The organism is Pelagerythrobacter rhizovicinus, from assembly GCF_004135625.1.
Classification (GTDB): domain Bacteria; phylum Pseudomonadota; class Alphaproteobacteria; order Sphingomonadales; family Sphingomonadaceae; genus Pelagerythrobacter; species Pelagerythrobacter rhizovicinus.
This window is the reverse complement of record NZ_SDPV01000001.1, coordinates 1,100,383-1,116,033: the sequence shown is the minus strand read 5'-3', so window position 1 is coordinate 1,116,033 and position 15,651 is coordinate 1,100,383. Positions and strand designations below refer to the sequence as shown.

The following is a 15,651-nucleotide window of genomic DNA, read 5'->3' as shown; positions in this document are numbered from 1 at the left end:
GAGCGTCACGCTAAAGGGAAAGACCGCCCTTCGGCAAGCTCAGGGCCGACGGAACGGGGTGGCTCCTACTCCTCGGGCAGGAAGTCGGGCACCGAGAGATAGCGCTCGCCGGTGTCGTAGTTGAAGCCGAGCACCCGGGCGCCGCTGTCGAGGTCGCCGAGCTTCCTGGCGATCGCCGCCAGCGTCGCTCCGCTCGATATGCCGACCAGCAGACCTTCCTCGCGCGCGCAGCGGCGGGCCATGTCCTTGGCTTCGTCGGCCGTCACCTGGATCGCACCGTCGATCGCCTGGGTATGCAGGTTGCCCGGAATGAAGCCGGCCCCGATGCCCTGGATCGGGTGCGGGCCGGGCTGGCCGCCCGAGATCACGGGCGAGAGCTCCGGCTCGACCGCGTAGGCCCTCATTCCGTTCCAGTGCCGCTTCAGCTCTTCGGCGCAGCCCGTGAGATGCCCGCCGGTGCCGACGCCCGTGACGAGCACGTCGATCGGGCTGTCGCCGAAATCCTCGAGGATCTCCTTCGCGGTCGTTGCGAGATGGACCTTCCAGTTCGCCTCGTTGTCGAACTGGCTGGGGATCCACGCGCCTTCGGTCTCCGCGGCCAGCTCGCTGGCGCGCTCGATCGCGCCCTTCATGCCCTTTTCCTTGGGCGTGAGATCGAAGGTGGCGCCGTAAGCGAGCATCAGGCGGCGGCGCTCGATACTCATGCTTTCGGGCATGACGAGCACGAGCTTGTACCCCTTGACCGCCGCGACCATGGCGAGGCCGATGCCGGTGTTGCCGCTGGTCGGCTCGATGATCGTGCCGCCGGGCTTGAGCGCGCCGGACTTCTCCGCATCCTCGACCATGGCGAGCGCGATGCGGTCCTTGATCGAACCGCCGGGGTTGGCGCGCTCGCTCTTCACCCATACCTCGTGGTCGGGGAACATTCGCGAGAGCCTGATGTGCGGAGTGCGGCCGATGGTCTCTAGAACGCTGGCGGCTTTCATGGGATGTTCTCCTGCAGCTTTTCTTCCGGTGTATGATCGTCCAATTCTTCCGGCGGGTCAAAGGTCCGGGTGGTGCGGAGGACGGGGAAGATCTTCGCCCAGAGGGCGACGGTGATCACTGCGCCGATGCCCCCGCTCACGACCGCCAGGACCGGGCCGATCAGCCATGCCAGCGTGCCCGAGAAGAAATCGCCGAACTCGTTCGAGGCGGAAATCGTCAGCAGCGACACGGAGGAGACCCGGCCGCGCTTGTCGTCGGGCGTATGAAGCTGGATCAGCGACTGGCGGATGTAGACCGAGAACATGTCCGCCGCGCCGACGATAAAGAGCATCGCGAGGCTGAGCGGCATCCAGGTGGAGATGCCGAAGATGACCGTCGCGGTGCCGAAGGCGGCAACCGCCCAGAGCATCTTGGGGCCGACGTTCGACTTGAGCGGACGGAACGAGAACCACAAAGCGGTGAGCGCCGCGCCGGTCGCCGGCGCCATTGCGAGCTGGGCGAGACCCGTTTCACCAACCTGGAGAATGTCGCGTGCATAGACCGGGAACAAGGCCGTCGCCCCGGCCAGAAACACCGCGAAGAGATCGAGCGTGATCGCCCCCAGCACCATCTTGTTGCGCACGACGTAGTGCAGCCCGTCGATCATCTGGCCGATCGGGCGGGCCGCACCGGGGATCGGCGGCTGCGGGACGCGGCCGATCGTGCTCAGCGCCACGATCGAGATGGCAAGCAGGCCCGCGGCGACCGCGTAGGGAAGAGCGGGCACGATCGCGTAGAGATAACCGCCGATCGCCGGACCGACGATCATCCCTGCCTGCCATGCGATCGAACTGAGCGCGATGGCGTTGGGCAGGATCGTCTTGGGCACGAGGTTGGGCGCGAGGGCGGAAAGCGCGGGGCCGTTGAACGCGCGCACCACGCCAAGCACCACGGCGATCGTGTAGAGCCAGTGCAGCGCAATGGCCTCTCGCCAGGTGAGCAGCGCCAGCGCGGCGGCGCAGGCGAGCTGCAGGAGAACGGTCAGCCGGGCGAGATTGCGCCGGTCGAAGCGGTCGGCCGCAAGGCCCGAGAAAGGCGTCAGAAGGAACAGCGGGACGAACTGGAACAGCCCGATCAGCGCCAGCTGGCCCGACGCGCCGGCCACGCTCATTCCGCCGTCGCGCGCGATATTGTAGGTCTGCCACCCGATGATGAGCATCATCGCGTACTGCGCCAGCGTCATCGACAGACGCGAAATCCAGTACGCACGGAAGTTGGCGATGCGGAAGGGAGAACGCGGTTCGGTCACGCAGGCGCCATGGCATTGCCCATGCCGCAAGCCAAGCAATCAGATCGAACGGGACGAAAAGCGGCGCTTGCCGCGCCGTTCAGCGGCGTCGGCGCAGGCGCGGATTGGGCTGGAGCGTGTCGATCAGGCTCACGAAGTCGTCCAGTCGGATGATTCGCTCGAACTGGAAGCCGGCACGCGTGTCGCGGGTCCAGATCACGTAGGCCTCGATCAGGCCGATCACCGGCAGGCGCAGCATCACGCGATCGCCGCGCGCGAGATCCTTCGCGTTGTCGACCATGAAGCCATGAGCGGAAATATTGCAGATGTGGAGCGGCAGATCGCCGCGATCGTGATGTTCGGCGATCACCGGGTGATCTACCGGATGGCGCGCCGCGCGGCGCATGTCGGTAACGCTCAGATTGGCTCCGGCAGACACTAACGACAACCCTCTTGCTCCTGATATGGTTGTCCCTAGTGTTCTCAAAAGTCTTACAATTGGTAAAGCCGCCGGTCGCTCGATCTATACCGAAACCGGAACGCTGCGCCGCGATCAGCGAGTCAGCACGCCGTGCTTCTTCTTGCCCAGGCTGAGGCGGATTTCCTGCCCCTCGGCCGGCAGCACGAGCGACGCCGGATCGGTCACTGCATCGCCGTCGAGCTTCACCGCGCCTTCGGCGATCTTGCGCTTGGCCTCCCCGTTGGAGGCGGTGAAGCCGATCTCCGTCAGCACCGACCCGATCCGCATGCCTTCGGGCCCGACGGCGAGAGTCGGGAGATCCTCACCCGAACCCCCCGCGAAAGTCTCCGCCGCCGTCGCTTCCGCCGAGCGCGCGGCATCCGCACCGCGCACCAATCGGGTCACCTCGTTTGCAAGCACGACCTTGGCAACATTGATCTCGCTTCCCTCAAGCGCCTCGAGCCGAGCGATTTCGTGGAGCGGCAAATCGGTGAACAGGCGAAGGAAGCGGCCGACGTCGCGGTCGTCCACGTTGCGCCAGTACTGCCAGAAATCGTAGGCGGGGAGCTGCTCCTCGTTGAGCCACACCGCGCCGCCCGCGGTCTTGCCCATCTTGGCGCCGTCGGCCGTGGTCAGCAGCGGGGTGGTGAGGCCGAAGAGCTCCGTCCCGTCCATCCGCCGGCCGAGTTCGACCCCGTTGACGATGTTCCCCCACTGGTCGCTGCCGCCCATCTGCAGCCGTGCGCCCATCTCCTGCGACAGGTGCCGGAAATCGTAGCCCTGGAGGATCATGTAGTTGAATTCGAGAAAGGTCATCGGCTGCTCGCGCTCGAGCCGCAGGCGCACCGAATCGAATGTCAGCATCCGGTTGACCGTGAAGTGCGTGCCGACCTTCTGCAGCATCTCGATATAGCCGAGCTGGCCCAGCCAGTCCTGGTTGTCGACCATGACCGCGTCGGTCGGGCCGTCGCCGAACGTGAGCAGTTTCTCGAACACCTTGCGAATGCCGGCGATATTCTCGGCAATCGCCGCGTCGGTCAGCATCTTGCGGCTCTCGTCGCGCCCGGTCGGGTCGCCGATCCGCGTCGTGCCGCCGCCCATCAGCACGATCGGCTTGTGGCCGGTCTGCTGCAGGCGGCGCAGCATCATGATCTGCACCAGGCTGCCGACATGGAGCGAGGGCGCGGTGGCGTCGAACCCGATATAGCCCGGCACGACCTGCCGCGCGGCGAGGGCGTCCAGCCCCTTCGCGTCGGTCGCCTGATGGACATAGCCGCGCTCGTCGAGCACGCGCAGCAGTTCGGATTCGTAGGTCGTCATCGGGTTCCTCTGATCGGGGCGCCGCGCGTAGCACGAGGAGTATGGCTTGCAAACGCATGAACTCATCGCCCATCCGGCCTATCCGCCGCTCGCAGTAACCCGGGTCGAGGCGCGGATTCTCAACTCGGACAGCGAATGGCTGCGGCTGCGCTGGCGGATCGAGGGGATCGGCAAGCTGGTCGTCCCGCCCTTCGCCGGCCGCGGCCGTGCGGACGAGCTGTGGCGGACGACCTGCTTCGAGCTGTTCCTCAAGCCTGAGAGCGGCACCGCCTATTGCGAGATCAACCTCTCGCCGTCGGAGCGGTGGGCCGCCTACGATTTTACCGCCTATCGTGATGGAATGACCGAACGGGCGTTTCCGCGGGAGCCCGATTGCGTGATGCGGATCGGGAGCGCCATGGCGATCTTCGACGCAACCGTGCCGCGCGCGGGGCTCCCGCATGCGGAATGTGCGGCCGGGCTCTCGGCCGTGATCGAAGAGCAGGGCGGGGTGAAGAGCTACTGGGCGATCGTCCACCCGGAGCGCGGGCCCGACTTCCATCACGACACTTGCTTCGCGGCGAGGCTTGCGGCACCCGCGACGGCATGAAATTCGGCATCGACCGGCTGCTTGCCGACCCTGTTCTCCGGAAGCCGCTCGAAGGGCGGCGAGTGGCGCTCGTCGCCCACCCTGCGTCCGTAACCGAGGACCTGACCCACAGCCTCGACGCGCTGATCCGCGCCGGCTTCGGCGTGACAAGTGCCTTCGGGCCGCAGCACGGGCTGAAGGGCGACAAGCAGGACAACATGGTCGAGACGGCGGACGAGACCGATCCGCGCTACGGCATTCCCGTCTTCAGCCTCTACGGCGAGGTGCGCCGACCGACCGACGCGATGATGGCAAACGCCGACGTGTTCCTGTTCGACCTGCAGGACCTCGGCTGCCGCATCTACACGTTCGTCACCACGCTGCTCTACCTGCTTGAAGAGGCGGCGCGCCACGGCAAAAGCGTTTGGGTGCTCGACCGGCCCAATCCCGCCGGGCGCCCGGTGGAAGGCACGCTACTGGTGCCGGGGCAAGAGAGCTTCGTCGGCGCCGCGCCGATGCCGATGCGCCATGGGCTGACGCTGGGCGAGATGGGGCACTGGTTCGTGCGGCATTTCGGCCTCGACGTCGATTATCGCGTGATCGGGGTCGAGGGCTGGCAGCCCGATGGCCCCGGGCATGGCTGGCCGCCGGAGCGGGTCTGGATCAACCCGAGCCCCAACGCGGCGAACGTCAACATGGCCCGTGCCTATGCGGGCACGGTCATGCTCGAGGGGACGACGCTGAGCGAGGGGAGGGGGACGACCCGCCCGCTCGAGGTGCTGTTCGGCGCGCCCGATATCGACGCGGGCGCGGTGCTTGCCGAGATGGAGGAACTGGCGCCCCAATGGCTCGCCGGATGCGCTCTGCGCGAGTGCTGGTTCGAGCCGACCTTCCACAAGCACGCCGGCAAGCTCTGCAACGCGCTGATGATCCATGCGGAGGGCCCGTTCTACGCGCACGACGCCTTCCGCCCCTGGCGCTTGCAGGCGCTCGCCTTCAAGGCGATCCGGCGGCTTCAGCCCGACTACGATCTCTGGCGCGATTTTCCCTACGAGTACGAACTGGAGCGCCTGGCGATCGACGTGATCAACGGCGGCCCGGCGCTTCGCGCGTGGGTCGACGATCCCGCGGCCGAACCGGGCGATCTCGATCACATGGCCGGCACGGACGAGCGGCACTGGCGGGAGGAAATCGCACCCGTTCTTCTATATCCCTGATTCAGCCTTGACGAAGCGCCCTACATAAAGAAGGTTCAGCTCTCGCGACGGGCATACCCGCGCTTCGGAGAGGGTCGAATATGGCATCAGCGGCACAGGCCGAAAACACGTCGCGCTCGGTCCGTGCGACGCTCTGGATTCTGCTGATCGTCTACATCTTCAATTTCATCGACCGGCAGATCGTCAATATTCTGGCGGAGCCCATCGCGATCGACCTGGGGCTCAGCGACACGCAGATCGGCCTGATGACGGGGCTGGCCTTTGCGCTGTTCTATACCGCGCTCGGCCTGCCGATCGCTCGCTATGCCGACCGGCCGACGACCAATCGCCCGCGGCTGATCGCAATCGCGCTCGCCATCTGGTCGGCGATGACCGCGCTGTGCGGTCTGGCCAACAACTTCGTTCAGCTTTTGCTGGCCCGCATCGGCGTGGGCGTGGGCGAGGCCGGCTGCACGCCCCCGGCGCATTCGCTGATCAGCGATATCGTGCCGCCCGAGCGGCGCAGTTCGGCGTTGGCCTTCTACGCCCTCGGCATTCCCATCGGCACGCTGCTCGGCATGATGATCGGCGGCTTCCTCGCCGACTGGGTTGGTTGGCGCATGGCTTTCCTGATCGTCGGGCTTCCGGGCGTCGCGCTCGCCTTCGTGGTCCACTTTGCGCTTCGCGAGCCGCGTCAGCAGATGGCCGCCGCCGCAAAGGCGCAGACGCAGGAGGAGGCCGGCATGTCGACCTGGGCTGCGGTGCGCCTGGTCATGCGATCGAAAGCCTTCGTCCTGCTGCTCGCGGCGGGCTCGACCGCTGCGTTCCTGGCCTACGGCAAGGTGACCTGGACGACGATCTTCTTCCAGCGCACGCATGAGCTGTCGCCCGGCGAGGTCGGGTTCTGGTTCGGCGTAGTGAACGGCGCGGCGGGCATTTTCGGGACCTGGTTCGGCGGCTACCTGGCGGACAGGTTCGGCTCGAAGAACCGGCGGCACGTGCTCAGCGCGCCGGCGATCGGAATGGCGATCGCCGTGCCCTTCGCCTTCCTCGCCTACCAGTCGTCGAACTGGTTCGTGGCGCTCCTGCTGCTCATCATTCCGACCATCTGCAACTCGCTTTACTATGGTCCGACCTATTCGGCGGCGCAGGGGCTGGTACCGCTGCGGACGCGGGCGATCGCCGCGGCGATGGTGCTGTTCTTCCAGAACCTGATCGGCCTGGGCCTGGGTCCGCTGTTCTTCGGGATGCTGTCCGACCTGCTGCAACCCGCCTATGGCGAGGAGAGCGTGCGTTACGTCCTCTACGGCGCTGCGTTCCTTGGTCTGGTGCCGGCCTTCTTCTTCTGGCGTTGCAGCCTGAGGCTCGACACGGAACTCGACCGGCAGGGCTAACCGCCGCGATAGACCTTCGCTTGCTGATCTGGGGCGGCGGGAAGGGGCCGGATGTCATCGACATCGCGGTGCATCTGCATGACCGCGCAGCCGTCGATCCGCTTGTCGACCGCGGCGATCATGTGCGGCCGCTCGGGGGTCGCAGGCTGCCGATCCAGCTTCGGCTGCCCGGTCGCCTCACGAACGAGCGAAATCCGGTCCTCGCATGCATGCTCCTCGGGTGCGGCCGGCTCTTCGGCGGTGAGCCGGGCGGGAGGGCATCCTTCCGGATTGAAGACGGGCACCGTGCCGGTGCACGGTCGATAATCCGCAGGCAGCCGCCCCTGTTCGGGCGTACGGGCGCTGTCCGATTGGATCGGACCTGCAAAGGCGATCGCGGCGAGTGGAAGCGAAATCCAGTGCATGGGCGCTCCTTCGCCCGAAACGATACCCGAATTCCGCCCGCAGCTCAATCTACAGGCGGATCGGGCTCCCGCACCGGCTGAACCAGTGCCACCAGCACGAAGCTGATCAGCATCAGCAAGTACCAGCTCCCGAGCTTTGCCGGGGAAACCATGTCCCACCCGTCCTCCTGTCCCGGATAGTGCCAGGCGTTGGCGAACGTCGCGATGTTCTCGGCAAACCAGATGAACAACGCTACGAGGCCGAAGCCGAGCAGAAGCGGCATCCAGCGATGCACCTGCCAGTTGCGGAAGTGGATCCGCGTCCGCCAGAAGAGCACCGCGGTCGCTGCGAACAGGACATAGCGGATGTCCACGGTCCAGTGATGGGCGAAGAAGTTGACGTAGATCGCCGCCGCCAACAGCCACGTCGCCCATTGAGGCGGATAGTGGCTGAAGCGGAAGTCGAATATCCGCCAGACGCGCGCGATGTAGCTGCCGACGGCCGCGTACATGAAGCCCGAGAACAGCGGCACCGCGCCGATGTGCAGCGCGCTGGCCTCGGGATAGACCCACGATCCGGCCGCAGTCTTGAACAGTTCCATCACCGTGCCGACCACATGGAAGATCAGGATCACCGAGGCCTCGCGCGGCGTTTCCAGACGGAAGGCGAGCAGCGCGAGCTGGATGCCGATCGCCGCCAGCGTGAGGAAGTCGTAGCGATGCAGCGGCGCATCATCGGGGTAGAAGAGATGCGTCCCCAGCAGGAGAGCGAGCAGGAGCGCGCCGAACAGGCAGGCCCAGGCCTGCTTGAAGCCGAACAGCAGGAACTCGTAGAGCCAGAGCCGCCAGCCCGCGCCCGGATCGAACGTCTCGAGACGGCGGCGGACCGCCTCGAAGCGGGTGTGGCTGGACCTAAGGCGGGTTGTCAAAGCCTACTCAGTTCTTTGCGCGGCGTCGGCGTCGATAGTTGGCTCGAGGTCGGAGAATGACCTCACGAAGAAGCGTGGCTCCCTCGATCCATCTCGAAAACGCCAGATGAACAGTTCTGCCCTTGCAGGAGATTGGTACTCACGGCCCTCGGGAAAGCTCGCCGCTTGCTCTATCAAAACGTTTGCCGTTGCGTCCGCGAAAAATGCATTCAGTGGAAAGTCGCACCCTGGTTGAAGTACGACGATGCCGCCATTGGTGGTCTCCGCACCCGTTTGATAGGATTTAGGTATCAGCAGCTCGGCGTTGAATGAATGCGCGCCAGTTTCCTCCCCGATAGCTTCCAGTGTGCACCTGTCGCGACCACTGGGGTCTTGAACCTCGCACGCCACAAGCCCCGACGCCGCCATGGCCAGAAGTGCGCGGGCCGCGCGCTTCATCCCTGCTTGCGGCTGAGCTCGCGCATGGCGTCGTCGAGCCCGTCGAGCGTGAGCGGATACATGCGGTCGTTCACGAGCTGCTTCATCAGCTTGGTCGACTGCGAATAGCCCCACTGCTTTTCCGGCACGGGATTGAGCCAGACGGTTGCGGGGTAGGTGTTGGTCACCCGCTGCATCCACACCGCGCCGGCTTCCTCGTTCATGTGCTCGACGCTGCCGCCCGGGTGGGTGATCTCGTAGGGGCTCATCGCCGCGTCGCCGACGAAGATGACCTTGTAGTCGTGCCCGTACTTGTGGAGCACGTCCCAGGTCTTGGTCCGTTCCTGCCAGCGGCGGCGGTTGTCCTTCCACACGCCTTCGTAGAGGCAGTTGTGGAAGTAGAAGAACTCGAGATTCTTGAACTCGCTCGTCGCCGCGCTGAACAGCTCCTCGCAGAGCTTGATGAACGGGTCCATCGACCCGCCGACGTCGAGGAACAGCAGCAGCTTGACCGCATTGTGCCGCTCCGGCCGCATATGGATGTCGAGCCAGCCCTGCTTGGCCGTGCCTTCTATCGTCGCGTCCAGATCGAGCTCGTCGGCCGCCCCTTCGCGCGCGAACCGGCGCAGGCGGCGCAGCGCCATCTTGATATTGCGGGTCCCGAGTTCCTTCGTGTTGTCGAGATTGCGGAACTCGCGCTTGTCCCACACCTTGATCGCGCGCTTGTGCTTGCTCTCGCCGCCGATCCGCACCCCTTCGGGATTGTAGCCGGAATTGCCGAACGGCGAGGTGCCGCCGGTGCCGATCCACTTGTTGCCACCCTGGTGGCGCTTTTCCTGTTCCTCGAGCCGCTTCTTGAGCGTTTCCATGATCTCGTCCCAATCGCCCAGGGACTTGATCTTCTCCATCTCCTCCGGGGTGAGGAACTTCTCGGCCACGGCCTTGAGCCAGTCCTCCGGAATGTCCGTCGGGTTCTGGTCGTAGTCGGTCAGGATGCCCTTGAATACCTTCTGGAACACCTGGTCGAACCGGTCGAGCAGCCCCTCGTCCTTCACGAACGTGGCGCGCGAGAGGTAGTAGAACGCCTCCGGCGTCTGCTCGATCACGTCGCGGTCGAGCGCCTCCAGCAGCGTGAGGTGCTCCTTGAAGCTCGCCGGGATTCCCGCGGCCCGCAGCTCGTCGACGAAACTGAAGAACATATCCGCGTCCTACCTGCTCAGCCTCGCGACCGCCAGCGTGACGTTGCGTAAGGCCCACGCGCTTAAACCTTCGCTAACCATGGGGCGATATGCCGTTCGCCGTCCAGACGCGGGGAGAACAGATTTCATGGAAGAGCTCAAGATCGGCACCGGCGGAAATGAGCCGATCGACCGCATTCCGGAAAGCTGCGGCGAGGTTACCGTCGGCTGTACCGATGTCGCGGGCATCGTCGAGGCGGTCATCAAATCATCGGAGATCCTGCGCGCCGAGCATACCGCGCTGCGCGGCACGGTCGAAGAGCTCGAGGCGGACCAGCGCAAGGTCTCGCAAGCCAGTGACGAGGCGCGCATGCTCTCCGAGCGCGCGATCGACCGCCTGGGGCAGGGCACCGAACTCATCCAGTCGTCGCTCGGCCAGATCACCGGCCTCCTCGAACTGGTCGACACGCTGACCCAGCATGTCACCGGCTTCGCCGCGGCAATGGACCAGGTACGGCGCTGCTCGCAGGATATCGAGCAGATCGCCGAGACCACCAACATCCTCGCACTCAACGCCACCATCGAGGCCATGCGCGCCGGCGATGCGGGCCGCACTTTCGCGGTCGTCGCGAACGAAGTGAAGAGCCTCGCCGGCGACACCCGCCGCGCCACCGAGGAGATCGCGCGCACGATCGACGCCCTCGGCAGCGAGGCCAACTCCGTCATCCAGCAGATCGAAAGCGGCGCCGAAGCGAGCAAGGAAGCCAAGGCCTCCGTGTTCCAGATCGAGCAGACGATCCAGGGGGTCGCCGAACTGGTCGAGGAAGTCGACCGCCAGAACGACGAGATCGCGCGCGCAACGGGCACTATCAGCGGGCACGTGGGCCGCGTCCAGCGCGTGCTGGAGAACTTCGACGCCGCTGCGATCGAGAACGAAAGCAAGCTCCAGAGCGCCCACCGCCGCATGGTCGACCTCGAGATGACCGCGAGCGAGATGTTCGATTCGATCGTCAAGGCCGGCCTATCGCCGCAAGATAGCGCCATGGTCGAGCGTGCGCAGGAAAGCGCGCGCGAGGTGGAACGCCTGGCGGAAGAGGCGATCGCGGCCGGCCAACTGAGCCCGGCGCAATTGTTCGACCAGGACTACCAAGAGATCGAGGGCAGCAATCCCAAACGCTTCCGCACCTCGCTGATGGACTGGGCGCATGAAACCTGGCGGCAATTGCTCGACAACGCGGAGGAGGGCGATCCCTCGGTCATGGGCGCGGCCTGCACCGACATGAACGGCTATCTCCCGACCCATCTGACCAAGCACTCGCAGGCCCCGACGGGCGACCTGGCGCACGATACGCATTCGTGCCGCAATGGCCGCATCATCTTCGACCCGATCGACCAGAAGGCCAAGCGCAGCAGCGATCCGTACATGATGGCGGTCTATCGCCAGGAAGGCGACGGCAAGACGTACCGCGTGGTGCGCAACGTCTATGTCCCGATCTACATCGCCGGCCGCCGCTGGGGCGATTTCGAGCTGGCCTATAGCTTCGATTGAGAATTGCCACCTCGAGCTATGCGCATATATGTTGCGCATGAAAGGTGATGATTCATGCCAAGGGTAGCCGAACGCGTCACTCGCCGCGCAACCAACGTTTCGCTCGACGAGACGCTGGTCGCAGAAGCGCGCGAACTCGACATCAATCTCTCCCGTGCCTGTGAGCGAGGGCTCGCCGAGCAAATCGTCGAGACACGGGCCGAGCGATGGCGCGCGGAGAATGCCGAAGCGATCGAGGCCTGGAACTGCTATTTCGAACAGAACGGCCTTCCGCTGGCGAAATTCCGTCAGTTTTGATGGCGAAGTTCGATGTCTACCGTCTTCGCGACGGCTCAACGCTCGTCGTCGACTGCCAGGCCGACTTGCTCCGTGATTTGAAGACGCGCTTTGTCGTTCCGCTCATGCTCGCCGAAGAGGCGCCTCCGCGACTGGGGCGTCTCAATCCGGTGATCGAGTTCGAGGGCCTGTCCCGCCTGGTGGTGCCGCAAGCCGCCGCCAGCATTCCGGTCACCGAGTTGCAATCGCGCGTCGGGTCGCTGGCCGAGCACGACGTCGCCATCGGCAACGCCCTGGACATGCTCATCTCGGGATTCTGATCACCAAGCGGGTCGGAAAATCACCCCTGCCGCCGCGCCATGAAGGCCAGCCTTTCGAACAGCATCACGTCCTGCTCGTTCTTCAGCAGCGCGCCGTGGAGGGGCGGGATCGCGCTGTTGGGGTTGGAGTCCTGCAGGACCTCCAGCGGCATGTCCTCGTTCAGCAGCAGTTTGAGCCAGTCGAGCAATTCGCTGGTCGAGGGCTTCTTCTTCAGGCCCGGCACGTCGCGTATTTCGTAGAAGACCTCCATCGCCTTGGTGACGAGGGTTTTCTGAATGCCGGGGAAGTGAACCTCGATGATCTCGCGCATCGTGTCGCGGTCGGGAAACTTGATGTAGTGGAAGAAGCAGCGCCGCAGGAAGGCGTCGGGCAGCTCCTTCTCGTTGTTCGAGGTGATGACGACGATCGGACGCTCCTTCGCCTCGATCCGCTCCTGCGTTTCGTAGACGTCGAAGCTCATCCGGTCGAGTTCCTGCAACAGGTCGTTGGGGAACTCGATGTCGGCCTTGTCGATCTCGTCGATCAGCAGCACGGGAAGCTCGGGCGCAGTGAACGCTTCCCATAGCTTGCCACGCTTGATGTAGTTGCGGATGTCGTGGACCCGCTCGTCACCGAGCTGGCCGTCGCGCAGGCGTGCGACCGCGTCGTATTCGTAGAGCCCCTGGTGTGCCTTTGTGGTGGACTTCACGTTCCATTCGATCAGCGGCGCGTCGATCGCCTTGGCAATCTCGTGCGCCAGCACCGTCTTGCCCGTGCCGGGTTCACCTTTCACCAGCAGCGGCCGCCGCAGCGTGACCGCGGCGTTGACCGCCACCTTCAGGTCCTCGGTCGCGATGTAGGAGCTCGTGCCTTCGAAGCGCTGGGTCATCCGTTTCCTCTTGCAACTTTACGTGCGCGTTAAGGTGTGCGGCGCCCGAGGGCAAGGGCCAGGTTACTCGAGCGAGAGGATGCGTTGGGCAAGAAGCTCGAGCGTGCCGACATCGACTGGCGCTGCGGGATTGTTCCAGCTGATGGTCAGGATGCGCCACTCGCCCGCCCGGTCCTGCAGCAGCCAGGTGAGATTGAGTACGCCCGGCTCCGAGCCGCCTTTGTAGCCGATGTAGGACCAGTCGGCGCGCTTCGGTTCCGGCACGGCGGGGGTGACGGCCATGATCTCCCTCGCGGCCGCGTCATCGAGCTCAGCGATCCGGCGCAGCAGCCCGGCGAGATCACGGCCGCTGGCGAACCATTCGAGGCTGTCGATCGCAGTGGGCTGCGTGAAGGTCGGTTTGACGATCTTGTCCGGGTCGCCCGCGATCTCCGTCGCGAACGCCTCGATCAGCCGCGCCTGTTCCTCTTCGCCAGTGGCGGCATAGGCCTGCCCGCGCGCGAGATCGCCCTTGAGGCCGAAGAGTTCGAGCGTGGTGAGGAAGGGCAGCGTCTTGGCCGGCGCGGAGTGGCCGCTGGCCCGCAATTCTTCAGCCACCGCGTCCCGGCCGACGATCTTGATGAGCTGATCGGTCGCGGTGTTGTCGCTGATGGAGATCATCAGTGTCGCCAGCGTATGCAGCGTCACCGGCGCGCCCTTGGGCCAATCCTGCGACAATCCGCTCGGCAGCGAACGCGTATCGAGGCGCACCACCTCGTCCCACGAGCGTTCCCCCGCCGCCACCTGGCGCGCCAGCGCGGAAAGGACATAGAGCTTGAAGGTCGAGCCGATCGCGAACTGCGCGTCGGCATTGGTCGCGATGATCGGCTCGGCATCCTCGGCCAGCGGGGCGTAGTAGACACCGACCGTTCCCGGCAGCGCGGCCAGATCGGCGGCGATCTTCTCGGCGCTGTCGTCGATCGGGTCGAACTGGTTTAGCAGCAGCCCGGCGACCATTCCCTCGCCATCGAGTTGCATCGGACCGCGCGCGAGCGCCCTTTCGTACCGGATCGCGATTGTCGCCGCGCCTGGTCCGGTGGGTGTCGCGTCTTCCAGTCCCTGCAGCGGGCCGAACTGCGCCGTGAGTTGCCGGGCCAGGGCTTCGAGCCGTTCTTCCGGAACTGACGCGAGGAAGTGGGGTGAGAAAACCTCACTGGCCGCGGTTTCGCCCCGCAGCACGGCGACGACGCCTTCGGCGCGGGCCTGGATCGGGCTGGTCACGGTGTCCTCGTGCGCTTCGGGCGTCTGCGCGGCAAGCTGGACGGGAGCGATAGCAAGAACAAGCGCGGGGGCGAGAATGCGGAGCATGGTATGTTCCTTTCGGGTCGAAACGGTATGCCGCGCCTCACGCGAGCGCGTCCAGCGCGGCGATTTCGCACTCGAGCATGCGCGCCGCGCGGCGGTTGAGCCAGGCGATGCCGATGAAGATCGCCGCGACCACGGCTGCCGGCACGGCCATCCCCGCAAGCGCGATGCCCCAGCCGGCCTCGCGAGCGATCGGCAACATCGAACCGATGAGCACCAGCACCGCCCCCGGCACGAGCGGGCCGAGATACCAGCGCGGCACGCTGGCGAGCGCCTGCCGCTGATGCTCGAGCTGCGCGCGCAAGTGGCTGCGGCAGTCGCTCTCCGGACGGTGCGGCAGATTGCTTGCGCGGTAATAGAGGCTGGTCAGAACGACTACCATGCCGACGATCCCGAGCGCCCATCCGAGCGTGAGAACCGCTTCGCCGGCACGTGCCGTGAGCCAGCCGGCCCAGGCGAACACGGGGATCGTCACGCCGCCGGCGGCATATTCGATCAGGTTGCGCCGCCGCACGGTGCGTTCGAACCGCGTGCGCTGCCGGATCAGCTCTTCGCTGCGTGTGAAGCGCGCGTCAGCGGCGTCGGCGGCCCATTGTTCGAGTAGCGGTTCGGTCATGATGTCGGCCCTCCTTTCGCGGGCTCGGCGAAGGCATTGGCGAGCACTGCCTTGATGCGGTGGATGCGAACTTGCGCGGCATTGGCGCTGATTCCGGTGATTTCGGCGATCTCGCCGCCGCTCTGTCCTTCGAGCCACAGCAGGATCACCTGCGCGTCCAGCGGTGCGAGGCGGCGGATCAGTTCCTGCACACGGGAGATCGCATGGCGCTCTGCCGCCCGTCGCTCCGCATCGGCCAGGTCCGGCAAAACCTCGATCTGCTCGAGTGCGATGTGGCTGGGGCGCCGTACCGCCGCGGCGACGTGATCGGCGGCGACGTTATGCGCTACCCGGAAGATCCAGGTTTTGAGCGAGCAACGCCCGTCGAACCGAGCCAGGCTGCGCCAGAGTTCGGCGTGGATATCCTGCTCCAGATCCCGCGCCTTCTCCGCGTCGCGCTCCATCGTCCGGGCGAGGCGTGCGATCGCGGGCGCGAACCGCTTGCCCGCATCGGCATAGAGTGACTGCTGGTCGGTGCCCATACTCCCCCTAGTCGTCGGGCTGCCCGACTTCTTACACCGGCGGCGAAACTTTTCCTC

The 15,651-nt window shown here is 65.5% G+C and carries 18 protein-coding genes; 6 read left to right on the top strand and 12 right to left on the bottom strand.

Going from position 1 to position 15,651, the window contains the following annotated elements; all coding sequences use genetic code 11:
- Positions 1-65 precede the first annotated feature (65 nt).
- The 4 genes from cysK to tyrS all read right to left on the bottom strand — a co-directional run bounded on the left by cysK (position 66) and on the right by tyrS (position 4,034).
- Complete coding sequence (gene cysK / locus ETX26_RS05465) at positions 66-986, bottom strand: cysteine synthase A (protein WP_129523634.1); 921 nt, start codon at positions 984-986, stop codon at positions 66-68.
- Positions 983-2,275, bottom strand: a complete 1,293-nt coding sequence (locus ETX26_RS05460; protein ID WP_129523633.1) for an MFS transporter — start codon at positions 2,273-2,275, stop codon at positions 983-985. The genes cysK and ETX26_RS05460 overlap by 4 nt, the downstream gene beginning before the upstream one ends.
- 79 nt (positions 2,276-2,354) lie before the next feature.
- Complete coding sequence (locus ETX26_RS05455; protein WP_191984702.1) at positions 2,355-2,693, bottom strand: PilZ domain-containing protein; 339 nt, start codon at positions 2,691-2,693, stop codon at positions 2,355-2,357.
- Positions 2,694-2,807: 114 nt separating this feature from the next.
- Positions 2,808-4,034 (bottom strand): tyrosine--tRNA ligase, encoded by a 1,227-nt coding sequence (gene tyrS, locus ETX26_RS05450; RefSeq protein WP_129523632.1) that lies wholly within the window; start codon positions 4,032-4,034, stop codon positions 2,808-2,810.
- Between the two features lie 46 nt (positions 4,035-4,080).
- Between tyrS and ETX26_RS05445 the strand changes: the two genes are divergently transcribed.
- The 3 genes from ETX26_RS05445 to ETX26_RS05435 all read left to right on the top strand — a co-directional run bounded on the left by ETX26_RS05445 (position 4,081) and on the right by ETX26_RS05435 (position 7,192).
- On the top strand, positions 4,081-4,623 hold the full coding sequence (locus tag ETX26_RS05445) for a DOMON-like domain-containing protein (protein ID WP_129523631.1): 543 nt from the start codon (positions 4,081-4,083) through the stop codon (positions 4,621-4,623).
- On the top strand, positions 4,620-5,819 hold the full coding sequence (locus ETX26_RS05440; protein ID WP_129523630.1) for an exo-beta-N-acetylmuramidase NamZ family protein: 1,200 nt from the start codon (positions 4,620-4,622) through the stop codon (positions 5,817-5,819). Before ETX26_RS05445 ends, ETX26_RS05440 begins: the two co-directional genes overlap by 4 nt.
- A gap of 80 nt (positions 5,820-5,899) precedes the next feature.
- Positions 5,900-7,192 (top strand): spinster family MFS transporter, encoded by a 1,293-nt coding sequence (locus ETX26_RS05435; RefSeq protein ID WP_129523629.1) that lies wholly within the window; start codon positions 5,900-5,902, stop codon positions 7,190-7,192.
- Here ETX26_RS05435 and ETX26_RS05430 read toward each other — a convergent pair.
- Genes ETX26_RS05430 through ETX26_RS05415 form a run of 4 tightly spaced genes read right to left on the bottom strand, consistent with a single transcriptional unit; the run spans position 7,189 to position 10,120 of the window.
- Positions 7,189-7,596 (bottom strand): hypothetical protein, encoded by a 408-nt coding sequence (locus tag ETX26_RS05430; protein WP_129523628.1) that lies wholly within the window; start codon positions 7,594-7,596, stop codon positions 7,189-7,191. The genes ETX26_RS05435 and ETX26_RS05430 overlap by 4 nt on opposite strands.
- Positions 7,597-7,640: 44 nt before the next feature.
- Complete coding sequence (locus ETX26_RS05425) at positions 7,641-8,504, bottom strand: DUF817 domain-containing protein (protein WP_129523627.1); 864 nt, start codon at positions 8,502-8,504, stop codon at positions 7,641-7,643.
- Positions 8,505-8,507: 3 nt separating this feature from the next.
- Complete coding sequence (locus ETX26_RS05420) at positions 8,508-8,942, bottom strand: hypothetical protein (protein WP_129523626.1); 435 nt, start codon at positions 8,940-8,942, stop codon at positions 8,508-8,510.
- Entirely contained in the window at positions 8,939-10,120 is a 1,182-nt protein-coding gene (locus ETX26_RS05415; RefSeq protein ID WP_129523625.1) for a vWA domain-containing protein, read from the bottom strand. The genes ETX26_RS05420 and ETX26_RS05415 overlap by 4 nt, the downstream gene beginning before the upstream one ends.
- 127 nt (positions 10,121-10,247) lie before the next feature.
- Here ETX26_RS05415 and ETX26_RS05410 point away from each other — a divergent pair, with 127 nt between their 5' ends.
- Genes ETX26_RS05410 through ETX26_RS05400 form a run of 3 tightly spaced genes read left to right on the top strand, consistent with a single transcriptional unit; the run spans position 10,248 to position 12,244 of the window.
- Positions 10,248-11,648, top strand: a complete 1,401-nt coding sequence (locus ETX26_RS05410) for a methyl-accepting chemotaxis protein (protein WP_129523624.1) — start codon at positions 10,248-10,250, stop codon at positions 11,646-11,648.
- Between the two features lie 54 nt (positions 11,649-11,702).
- Complete coding sequence (locus ETX26_RS05405; RefSeq protein WP_129523623.1) at positions 11,703-11,945, top strand: type II toxin-antitoxin system CcdA family antitoxin; 243 nt, start codon at positions 11,703-11,705, stop codon at positions 11,943-11,945.
- Complete coding sequence (locus ETX26_RS05400) at positions 11,945-12,244, top strand: CcdB family protein (protein WP_129523622.1); 300 nt, start codon at positions 11,945-11,947, stop codon at positions 12,242-12,244. Before ETX26_RS05405 ends, ETX26_RS05400 begins: the two co-directional genes overlap by 1 nt.
- Before the next feature lie 20 nt (positions 12,245-12,264).
- On the opposite strand, the gene ETX26_RS05395 is transcribed toward ETX26_RS05400, so the two are convergent.
- From ETX26_RS05395 to ETX26_RS05380, 4 genes are all read right to left on the bottom strand, one after another.
- Entirely contained in the window at positions 12,265-13,113 is an 849-nt protein-coding gene (locus ETX26_RS05395; RefSeq protein WP_129523621.1) for an AAA family ATPase, read from the bottom strand.
- Positions 13,114-13,176: 63 nt separating this feature from the next.
- Positions 13,177-14,460, bottom strand: coding sequence for a serine hydrolase (locus ETX26_RS05390; protein ID WP_129523620.1), 1,284 nt, complete (start codon positions 14,458-14,460; stop codon positions 13,177-13,179).
- 37 nt (positions 14,461-14,497) lie between these two features.
- Complete coding sequence (locus tag ETX26_RS05385) at positions 14,498-15,073, bottom strand: hypothetical protein (protein WP_129523619.1); 576 nt, start codon at positions 15,071-15,073, stop codon at positions 14,498-14,500.
- Positions 15,070-15,594 carry an RNA polymerase sigma factor gene (locus tag ETX26_RS05380; RefSeq protein ID WP_129523618.1) on the bottom strand — a complete coding sequence of 175 codons (525 nt, stop codon included), beginning with the start codon at positions 15,592-15,594 and terminating at the stop codon, positions 15,070-15,072. Before ETX26_RS05380 ends, ETX26_RS05385 begins: the two co-directional genes overlap by 4 nt.
- Positions 15,595-15,651: the final 57 nt, after the last annotated feature.

What these genes read in the sequence shown, in the direction of transcription:
- cysK (WP_129523634.1), bottom strand. Translation starts at nt 986, where the DNA reads ATGAAAGCCGCCAGCGTTCTAGAGACCATCGGCCGCACTCCGCACATC.
- tyrS (WP_129523632.1), bottom strand. Translation starts at nt 4,034, where the DNA reads ATGACGACCTACGAATCCGAACTGCTGCGCGTGCTCGACGAGCGCGGC.
- ETX26_RS05440 (WP_129523630.1), top strand. Translation starts at nt 4,620, where the DNA reads ATGAAATTCGGCATCGACCGGCTGCTTGCCGACCCTGTTCTCCGGAAG.
- ETX26_RS05435 (WP_129523629.1), top strand. Translation starts at nt 5,900, where the DNA reads ATGGCATCAGCGGCACAGGCCGAAAACACGTCGCGCTCGGTCCGTGCG.
- ETX26_RS05430 (WP_129523628.1), bottom strand. Translation starts at nt 7,596, where the DNA reads ATGCACTGGATTTCGCTTCCACTCGCCGCGATCGCCTTTGCAGGTCCG.
- ETX26_RS05420 (WP_129523626.1), bottom strand. Translation starts at nt 8,942, where the DNA reads ATGAAGCGCGCGGCCCGCGCACTTCTGGCCATGGCGGCGTCGGGGCTT.
- ETX26_RS05415 (WP_129523625.1), bottom strand. Translation starts at nt 10,120, where the DNA reads ATGTTCTTCAGTTTCGTCGACGAGCTGCGGGCCGCGGGAATCCCGGCG.
- ETX26_RS05410 (WP_129523624.1), top strand. Translation starts at nt 10,248, where the DNA reads ATGGAAGAGCTCAAGATCGGCACCGGCGGAAATGAGCCGATCGACCGC.
- ETX26_RS05405 (WP_129523623.1), top strand. Translation starts at nt 11,703, where the DNA reads ATGCCAAGGGTAGCCGAACGCGTCACTCGCCGCGCAACCAACGTTTCG.
- ETX26_RS05400 (WP_129523622.1), top strand. Translation starts at nt 11,945, where the DNA reads ATGGCGAAGTTCGATGTCTACCGTCTTCGCGACGGCTCAACGCTCGTC.
- ETX26_RS05395 (WP_129523621.1), bottom strand. Translation starts at nt 13,113, where the DNA reads ATGACCCAGCGCTTCGAAGGCACGAGCTCCTACATCGCGACCGAGGAC.
- ETX26_RS05390 (WP_129523620.1), bottom strand. Translation starts at nt 14,460, where the DNA reads ATGCTCCGCATTCTCGCCCCCGCGCTTGTTCTTGCTATCGCTCCCGTC.
- ETX26_RS05385 (WP_129523619.1), bottom strand. Translation starts at nt 15,073, where the DNA reads ATGACCGAACCGCTACTCGAACAATGGGCCGCCGACGCCGCTGACGCG.
- ETX26_RS05380 (WP_129523618.1), bottom strand. Translation starts at nt 15,594, where the DNA reads ATGGGCACCGACCAGCAGTCACTCTATGCCGATGCGGGCAAGCGGTTC.